The organism is Microseira wollei NIES-4236 (assembly GCF_020521235.1).
Classification (GTDB): domain Bacteria; phylum Cyanobacteriota; class Cyanobacteriia; order Cyanobacteriales; family Aerosakkonemataceae; genus Microseira; species Microseira wollei.
The window spans coordinates 23,184-31,654 of record NZ_BLAY01000122.1 but is presented as its reverse complement, the minus strand read 5'-3'; the positions used below and the strand labels follow the sequence as shown (position 1 = coordinate 31,654).

Sequence of the window (8,471 nt, the reverse complement as noted above, 5' to 3'; positions counted from 1 at the left end):
GTCATTCACCCTCAGAGCAGTTCTGCATGAAGCCAGAAACGGTTAGCCAGATAGCTATTAATGAGCGAAAAGCTAACTTTAATTCCTGGCCTGAATCCCCGTCTCTTTAGAGCGGGGTGTGGCTCAAAAGGGACAATCCCACTATCTGATATCGAGTGGTAATTCATTAACGACATGACCGCAGCATGAACACTTTTTAGAGCTTGGGAAAAATCTGTCAATCTCTATTAACTTGCCTTCCTTGCGCTCTAGTTTATAGGCAAGAAAGTTGACAAACATTCCCCAGCCAACGTCGGATATTGGTTTTGATAGCTTACGGTTTCGTACCAGACCCTTGACATGGAGGTTCTCCACGACGATGACGCTTGCTTCGTCTACCAGCTTTCTTGACAGTTTATGCAATAATTCCTGACGGGTGTTTGATACTCTCTCGTGAACTTTAGCTATAAATTTCCTGTATTTTTCTCTGGTTTTACTCCCCTTGGTTTTTCGAGCCAGTTTTTGTTGTTTTCTAGCAAGATTCTTTTCATGACGTTTCAAGTGCTTGGGATTAGAATACTTGGCCACTTGTTCACCGTCATGAACAATAGCAAAATCCTTTAACCCCATGTCAATACCCAGTATTTTGTCTCCAAAAACCTGATTTTCAGAATCTTTTGTCTTTCCTGGCGGAGACGCTTCGCTAACGCAAAGGATAGAAGCAAAATACTTGTTTGATGGAGTTTTGCTGATTGTAACTGTCTTGATTATTCCCACAATTTCACGGTGTTTCACCGCTTCAATCTCACCAATCTTAGGAACAACAAGTTTATCCCCATCAACAGTTACATTTTGAGGATACTGGATTGACTGTCTACCCTGCTTTGACTTAAATCTGGGATGTTTTGCTCTACCTTGTTCATGTACTCTTTCCATACCATCCTGATGTAGCTCTCAGCAGCTTAGTCAATAATCTCAAGTCTGTAACCTCCCGCAAACTTCGGCAAGAATTTGCTGATTACTTAGCCTCTTTCTACTGGAAAGACGTTTTCTGGAATGGCTCTTATTTTGTTGCTAGTTGCGGTGGCGTTACTATCTCTACCTTACGAAAATATATAGAAAATCAAGACCGACCTGAGAGCTAGTGGGATTGGTCAACTCCGTAGCCGACCTTGACCCGCGATTCATCCCACACTGCCCTTCGGGTCAGATGTGGGGTTTCTCGCGATTTAAGCTAAAGTGTTCCGACTGATCTTCAAATATGAAGCTGTCCTAACAACTTAGAAGATGTTAGTAAAAGGTCTCGTCAGGTTGACAGTGAAACCCGCCCTCTTTCGTTGAAGATGAACCAATGTTAATGCCTATCAAAACATTGATAGCTAAGGGTTTAGGCTTTGTGCAGCAAATCATACTTATCCACTTGGGCGGCTAGAACCCCAACGATGGTACGGTGGTTATATTCCACACCGACATGGCCTCTGTACTGACGCACGGCTAAGGTTGGATGATTAACAGGAGGTAAGTTAGGAATTTCCTTTTTCAAGTAGAACCCTGCCCGCACCAGCCGCTCAGCCCAAACTGATAACGGTTCTAACCGTTCATGGCGATTGGCCATTTCATCTTCAGAGAGAATATCCTCGATTTCACGTCCAAAAAAGCCGACTTTCAACGCCACCTTTTCCGCATCCGTTAATTCATTCACCCCATCCACTATATCGAAGAAGGTTCCGTAGAATTCCCAACAGTTATGAAACCGTTGGAAAAAGTCTTCAATATTATGGTTAGCATCCCCTTCTAGCAACACAAACCCCAGAGGATTCAACAGATAAAGCTGGCGCAACACGCGATCGCGTTCGTCTCCTTCATGGGGTTCACTGACGATATGATGGAGAGAATAGGCGGCATTAATCGTCACTTTGCCACCAAAGCACTGTCGTAAGTCTTGCCATTCTTCCCAGGAGAGATCTTCGGCACATTTATCAATTCCGACAAAATCTACCGCAAAAGGTAGATCTTTTCCGGCTTCCCGAATGGCTCGCTCGGCGGCATCTAAACTGGCAGGAACAGGTTCTAAACCTATGACAGTAAATTTCTCAGGTGGATGCTCACGTTGAGCCACCAATTTCATCACAGCGATGGCTTGACTTCCTTTGCCTAAACCCAAATCCATGTAAGCCACGTCGGCTAACCCACTTTCGGTAATATACTGAGCGAGTAATGGATTCCCAATCTGGTAGGAATAGGTTAAAACTGGTACCTTTGCCAGGGCATCAAAGATGTCAATTTGGGAGTCTTCTTCATCGTCATATTTTCCCAGGTAAACGTTGGCTTGTTCAATGTAGTCAACGTCAAGTTTCTTTTTCAAGGCATCCGCAAAAACATAGTCCTTTGTTTGCGTCTTGCGATCGTAGTCCAAGCTATGCAGCAGATGATAAGCAGTGCGAACACTCCCCTCTTTTAAAAGTTGTACCACTTCAAGTAATGGATGTGGCATTGGATTTTTCTCCTTTTTAATGTCAACGCAAGTAGGTTGGGTTTCGTTCTTCAACCCAACCCCATCGCGCTTTGCCTTTGTCAACATCCCATCTTAGGCATTGATACGCCCTCTCCAGCAAGACGGCTTTTGTTAAAATATGTTACTAAGGATTAAGTTGCCTGTTATAATGTAAAGTTTTTATAAAATAAAAAAAAATGTTAGTAAAAGGTCTCGTCAGGTTGACAAGGGTTGGAATAGTCATTTATAGTTAATCCGGCTGCCAAGCAAGTTGGGTTAATACAAGAAAAAAAAAAGGGATTCTATGACATTAGCTAAACCGGCAATAATTGATACATGGTTGGATATGCAACCAACCATGAAGGATGGCGTACTGACAGTACGCCAATTCACCATATCAAACTTGACTGAGCTGCTTAGGAGCATTAAAAATGATCCAAGTCTGGCTCGTTGGAACCATCTCTATATCTACGCCGATCGCATAATTGTAAATTCTGACAGCCATGAAAATATCGTGATGACTAGCGACAGGCAATTTGTGACAATAATTGCTCGCCAGGTAACAATAGAGGAAGGTGAATTGACTTTTGTTACACAAGAACCCTCTAATTTATTAAAAATTCATCTATATATTCAGGAGTACACTGGTTCTTCCCCTAACTTTGTGATTGTAGGAACCAACAATGACAGATCGATCAAGGTAGCGCCAGCAAATTTGTGGAAGAGCGCCTTGCCTACAACAAAATCATTACATTTAACAACGATCGAACAGATGATGTTGAGTTCATTAAAGATAGCCAAACGCTTCCCTCAATCTGGCAAATAGGCTCTACTTTTTATTGGTTGCTTGTGCAAACATTTCAAGAAGCCTATGTCAAGATGCAGACTGAGGTGGATACTGCCATCAATATGTTTCATTGGATCAGTAATAATGCCCAATTAAACTGGTCAGAAGATACAAATCACCAAATGCGTAGCATTGGTGTTCAAGCAGCAGCAATGGCAAATTATTTAGGGCGACCGGCAAATATTAAGTATGTGCCACTGCTGAATTTATCAACTCAAATCAATACAATTAGGGCTTACCTGGCAGACTCCCAATCAATCGAGGATAAATATAATCAATTCCTCACTATTACTGAGTCTTTTGAGACGCGACAAAGTACAGCAAGACTATTTAAACAAGAAGTTGATGCGAAAATTGAGAATACACGCAACTTGATTGCCAATGCCAAGAATCAGTTGCAGGAAGCTCAAGCCCATTATCAAGTTAATCTGAAGAATTTTCAGCATCAAAGTTCTGGGTTAGACCAATCTAAAACTGAATTACCAGGTCCTATGGCTATGGCCCGTGAGGAATTAGAGAGGGCGCTGGAGAGGAAGAGAGAACAAGCAATTCAGGAGGCTATGTTTGCCGTAATTGGTGCGGTTGGCAGCCTGGCTGAAGCAGCAGGGGGATCAGCAGCCTCTGGACCTGCTGCAGTTGGCAAACTAGCTCAAGTGATTGAGCAAATCAACAAAGTCATAGAATTGATTGAAAAAATCAACAAAGTTGTTGAAACCATCGATAAAATTATGAAACTGGTGGATGCTATTGAACAGAATCAAGCACTACCGGATGCTAATTTCCAAATTCCTAACATCGAAGACTCACAACAACTGAGAAAGAGTGATTGGCAAGCATTGCGAGAGGAGTGGGATAGCGGCTTTAACCCCTACATCACTGATGACATCCTCGGTCCAGCCATGTCCAATTATCGCGCTCAAGGTCGTATCCTCTTTATCTATGGAGAAGCATTAACCGAAAGTCGTCAATCGATGGCGGGACTCAACAACACGATTGCTCAATTGGTAATGCAAATTCAGGTCTATCAAGCTCAAAAAAGCAAGATCGATGACTTTGTTAACCTCGAGCAAGAGGATGAAGAAGTTTACAAACAGGTGGCATTCTTACTCCGCCAACAGTACTTTGATGTTAAGCGTCGTTTGTTACTCCAACTTCAAGACTATAAAGACGCTTTTCGCTATTGGGCATTACAAGAACCACAAAGCACAGGTTATGACCTAAACACTGATATTAAGTCGATCAGCATTAGTCAAATACAAAACGAACTTAATATTGCCAAACAGAACTTGAATCGTAAAACGGCAGTGATTTGTCACATTTCCTGTGATATTTCTCAAAATGCTGACGACAAATCAATTGGTACGGTTAGTCAGTTTCAGACGTGGAGAGAGAACAATTTTGCGACGAATTACAACCCGGTCTTCCGTATCCCTATTCAGCTATCAGAAACGGAAACGGTCAACCCACATGAGTTTGATCGGTATGACCGGGTTCGCATTATGCAGATCGAGGTACTTTTTGAAGGTTTAGAAGATATTGCAGCCAATCTCGATAAAGTCTACCACCTCAATATCCTCAATACAGGCAGTTATTCAGACCGCTTAACGAACAATGGTAAATCTGTTTATTGGAACTTCAAGTCCCAAAAGAATTTAAGTGAGGAATATTCTGCCCATGTGCGCTCTCTCAAGGACAATGAAAAGAGTTCAAGGAACTCTGTTGTAAATATGCGTCCAGAGGCTTACAGTTCATTCTTGACCCTTGAAACTTCTCAAGATTCAAACCCATTAGGTGGATTTTATGAGCCAACTGCTTTTACAACTTGGATAATTACAGTCGTCGATGCAGGGGATAACAAAATTATCGATTGGTCTGGTGTCACTTCCCTCAAATTACGTTTGTATGGCACAGCAATGGGAAGCAATTGAGTAAGCTGTTGTGCATTTAAATTATCAATTAGTACTGACGCGGGGACGCGGAGATTGGAACTAAGTAGTTTAAATGCGTCTTAGCTTAACCAAACAACTGAACAATGCTGAAAGTTATTGTTCAGGTAAATAGTTTTAAGCTGTCACACATTAGGACTTACGCACAACCTCTATCCCTAGGTTGCTTTACCTGAGCGTAACAGACCATCACCCCTATATATGGTGTCGCTGCGTAAGTCCTGACATTTAACTTGCACCTTTAGATGGAGGGGGAGGGAGGGAGAGGATAAGGAAAGCTAGCTTGAGTTTTCCTCAAACGGTCGGAGGTGCAACCTAGATCAACAAAAGTTGACCAAAACATTAATTCTACTAAGGAGAACAAAAAGTATGACTTCACCCTTTTGGACTGTCAATCAATTTGATGCAGCAGCCTGCATTACTTTAACTGAAATTAACCGCAAAATGCAGCAAGTTTTTGAACAGACAGATCGGCTACCTAAGTCTTGGTCATATAATGGTCATTCAACTATTGATGCAGAGTTAGGATGTCCTCATGTAGACTGGGACACTTCTATTACTAATGGGGTCAAATTAAAAACTCCAATTGTCTCAGGAAGCTATACCCACTACACTATAGACTTCACGAGTGGTTCTACAAACTCTGTTCCAGAGACGATTCCTTTAACAGGTATGACCATTGACATAGAGACTGATATGGGCAAAACCTCTATCCCTGGCAGTTATATGTTAACCCTGGAAGCACTAGATAACTTACACAATAACCAGGGATTGTCTGACGATCATTACAAAAGACTGCAGACAATTGTCAACCTTTACTATCAAAATGAAAACACATTTTGGGCTGCCTGCAAAAATGCCTTTGTAAGTTACTACAAGTACGAAATCACTAAAGCAGCAGATTTAGGCAGAGATGCTCAGACAAATCAGACTTTAGGTTATGAGTTGACTCAGGCAAAAATTGACAACTTGAACAGCGCTGGAACCCTACCAACAGATCAATACAATGCTCTCAAGACACTGATTGGGAACAAGTACGTTGATGAAAAGACTTTTTGGGATGCTTGTGTAAAGGCGTTCACAGATAACAGCATCGATACAGATGAGCATCACAGTGAAATTATTGCCGCTGCAAATCTACAAACGGTGGACACAGCCTTCACAGTAGAGTCGCTGTATGCCAACATGGAATCTCCCCATGCCATCCATGATATGGGAACGGGTTACATGCTGGATAATGTTGCTTTAGGAGCACCGGGCACTCTCAACCTTTCTGAACCGATATTGAGTGCCCTGCGCACAGGTGTAGATGGCGATCGTCACCAAATTCTCGGCCACACCTATGGTGATGAAGCCTCTTTTTGGACAGCTTGTACCCAGGCGATGACAACTGCAGGCATTGGCCAAAATGAGCAAAACAACGCTAAACAAGCGATTGTAAATGTTGCTCAAGTTTATAAAATCAGCTCAGAGGATTTAGGACTACATGGAAAGTTAGCGCAAGCTGGTGTAAACGGTAATTTGCGTGAAGCTTTACTAGAGCTTCTGGGACAGTCTTATTCAAACGAAGCCAGCTTCTGGGCAGCTGCCGAAAAAGCCCATGAGGGTAGCATAGGAGAAGATGAGCAAACAAAAATTAAGTCGGTTGTCACGAAATACATCCTCTCTGCTGCTGCCACAGGTATGCCCTCAAGGTTGACAACCCACAAAAACGATGCTCACGATCCCTATGAGCCAGTCTCAAATGCTATTCTTGATGCTCTAAAACAGTTGCGTAACCAGCCTTATGCCGATGAAAGTAGCTTTTGGCAGGCTTGCGAAGAAGCGATCAAAGAATATGCACATATTGAACCACAGGACATCAAACCTGCGTACAAGCAAACTATCCTGGCTGATGGGCAAGCTATTGTCTCAACAATTGATGGTGATAACAAAGTTGCTTTGAGTGCCAACTTAAAAGCCATCTACACCGATCCGAGCTATAAGAATAATTATGTCTTTGGTTTGGCAAAAATCCCTCATGTACAATCTACGGTGGGTCCCTTTGCTCCGCGTAACCTGCGTTTCTCCCGTTGGCCTCTATCCTATGCTGACGGCGCTGATACAACTAAGGGGAGTTTGAACTGGAATTTGATGACATCTGGCGATCCAAATACTATTCCAGATCTACCTCCGGTTACAGGAAATGCTGGTGTATTTGACTCCGATCCCATTCCTGATGGTGCAGTGGGGGCGATATATCTTTCTTTCGAGAAGATCATCATGGATGTCATTTTGCCTCAAGCTTTCAAAAGTATGGGGCTAGATGGCTCAAAATGGTCGGCAGATGCAGATCATTGTTATGCTGCTACAAACACAGATGTAGCCTTAAACATACAAAATCTAGACAGGATTACAGGTGGGACGTTCACTCATGATAAGACTAAAATTTATCCCGATGTTGCCAATCACCGCATCAAAGTGGATTTCCAAATTGAGGATGTAACCTTTGATAAGGAAGCCGGTGACATCGTTAAAAATATTTTGGGGGGTCTCGTTGGCTTGGTTCTTGCGGGAGTTGCAGGAAACCCCAAATACCGTATTACATGGTCGGGATACTTCACCTTCAGTTTAGATGCACAACAAGAACTTTCTCTGTCCTACACTAACGATACTCCAAATGTCGAAGTGATGGATTACCAATTAGCTTGGAGAATCGTGGACGATATTATCAGTCTGGGTATTAACGAAGCTCGTTGGCATGATAATCTACGTGACATCGAGAGTGATGCTCAAAATTATGTTAAGACTCAGTCTCCAAAAACACTTTCCGAAATTAAAGCAGCCATTCAACTTCCTGGTGGTGCGGTATTTGATTTTGACTCGGTAGACGTGACAAACCTTGGTGTGCGCGCTCATCTCAAATACCAAGATCAGTACGATCTGGCTGGCAGTAGTCAGGCATAAAGTTTGCCGTAGTGGTGAATCAGTAATAACTCAAGTTGCTAGTTATCTCTCTGGGAGCGGCTAATGGCTAATGGCTAATGGCGAAATTGGTAAAAATCCAAGATTAGCAATTAGCAATTAGCAATTAGCAATTAGCAATTAGCAATTAGCAATTAGCAACGCCCTTGTTTATAACTAGCAACTTGTGTTAATAGTTTTGGGCAACCCAATTGGCACAGCAATTATAACCTAGCCTGGTTGCCCAAAATTTATCAAGGTA

The 8,471-nt window shown here is 42.5% G+C and carries 5 protein-coding genes and 1 pseudogene; 4 read left to right on the top strand and 2 right to left on the bottom strand.

The genetic code is table 11. The features are described 5' to 3' along the window. Positions 1-141: 141 nt before the first annotated feature. Entirely contained in the window at positions 142-915 is a 774-nt protein-coding gene (locus MiSe_RS32105; RefSeq protein WP_307731579.1) for an RNA-guided endonuclease InsQ/TnpB family protein, read from the bottom strand. Between MiSe_RS32105 and tnpA the strand changes: the two are divergent. Further along, positions 897-1,124 (top strand): annotated as a pseudogene (gene tnpA / locus MiSe_RS32100) (IS200/IS605 family transposase); the annotation flags it as partial. The gene MiSe_RS32105 and the pseudogene tnpA overlap by 19 nt on opposite strands. Positions 1,125-1,366: 242 nt before the next feature. Here tnpA and MiSe_RS32095 read toward each other — a convergent pair. Beyond that, positions 1,367-2,473, bottom strand: a complete 1,107-nt coding sequence (locus tag MiSe_RS32095; RefSeq protein ID WP_226587766.1) for a GRAS family protein — start codon at positions 2,471-2,473, stop codon at positions 1,367-1,369. A 304-nt stretch (positions 2,474-2,777) separates the two neighbouring features. Here MiSe_RS32095 and MiSe_RS32090 point away from each other — a divergent pair, with 304 nt between their 5' ends. The 3 genes from MiSe_RS32090 to MiSe_RS32080 all read left to right on the top strand — a co-directional run bounded on the left by MiSe_RS32090 (position 2,778) and on the right by MiSe_RS32080 (position 8,212). Further along, positions 2,778-3,299 carry a hypothetical protein gene (locus tag MiSe_RS32090; RefSeq protein ID WP_226587764.1) on the top strand — a complete coding sequence of 174 codons (522 nt, stop codon included), beginning with the start codon at positions 2,778-2,780 and terminating at the stop codon, positions 3,297-3,299. Beyond that, complete coding sequence (locus MiSe_RS32085; RefSeq protein ID WP_226587762.1) at positions 3,191-5,248, top strand: coiled-coil domain-containing protein; 2,058 nt, start codon at positions 3,191-3,193, stop codon at positions 5,246-5,248. Before MiSe_RS32090 ends, MiSe_RS32085 begins: the two co-directional genes overlap by 109 nt. Before the next feature lie 387 nt (positions 5,249-5,635). Continuing rightward, positions 5,636-8,212: a hypothetical protein gene (locus MiSe_RS32080; protein ID WP_226587760.1), complete on the top strand. Its 2,577-nt coding sequence runs from the start codon at positions 5,636-5,638 to the stop codon at positions 8,210-8,212. Positions 8,213-8,471 lie beyond the last annotated feature (259 nt).

Coding starts and splice junctions, on each gene's coding strand:
- MiSe_RS32095 (WP_226587766.1), bottom strand. CDS start 2,473: ATGCCACATCCATTACTTGAAGTGGTACAACTTTTAAAAGAGGGGAGT.
- MiSe_RS32105 (WP_307731579.1), bottom strand. CDS start 915: ATGGAAAGAGTACATGAACAAGGTAGAGCAAAACATCCCAGATTTAAG.
- MiSe_RS32080 (WP_226587760.1), top strand. CDS start 5,636: ATGACTTCACCCTTTTGGACTGTCAATCAATTTGATGCAGCAGCCTGC.
- MiSe_RS32090 (WP_226587764.1), top strand. CDS start 2,778: ATGACATTAGCTAAACCGGCAATAATTGATACATGGTTGGATATGCAA.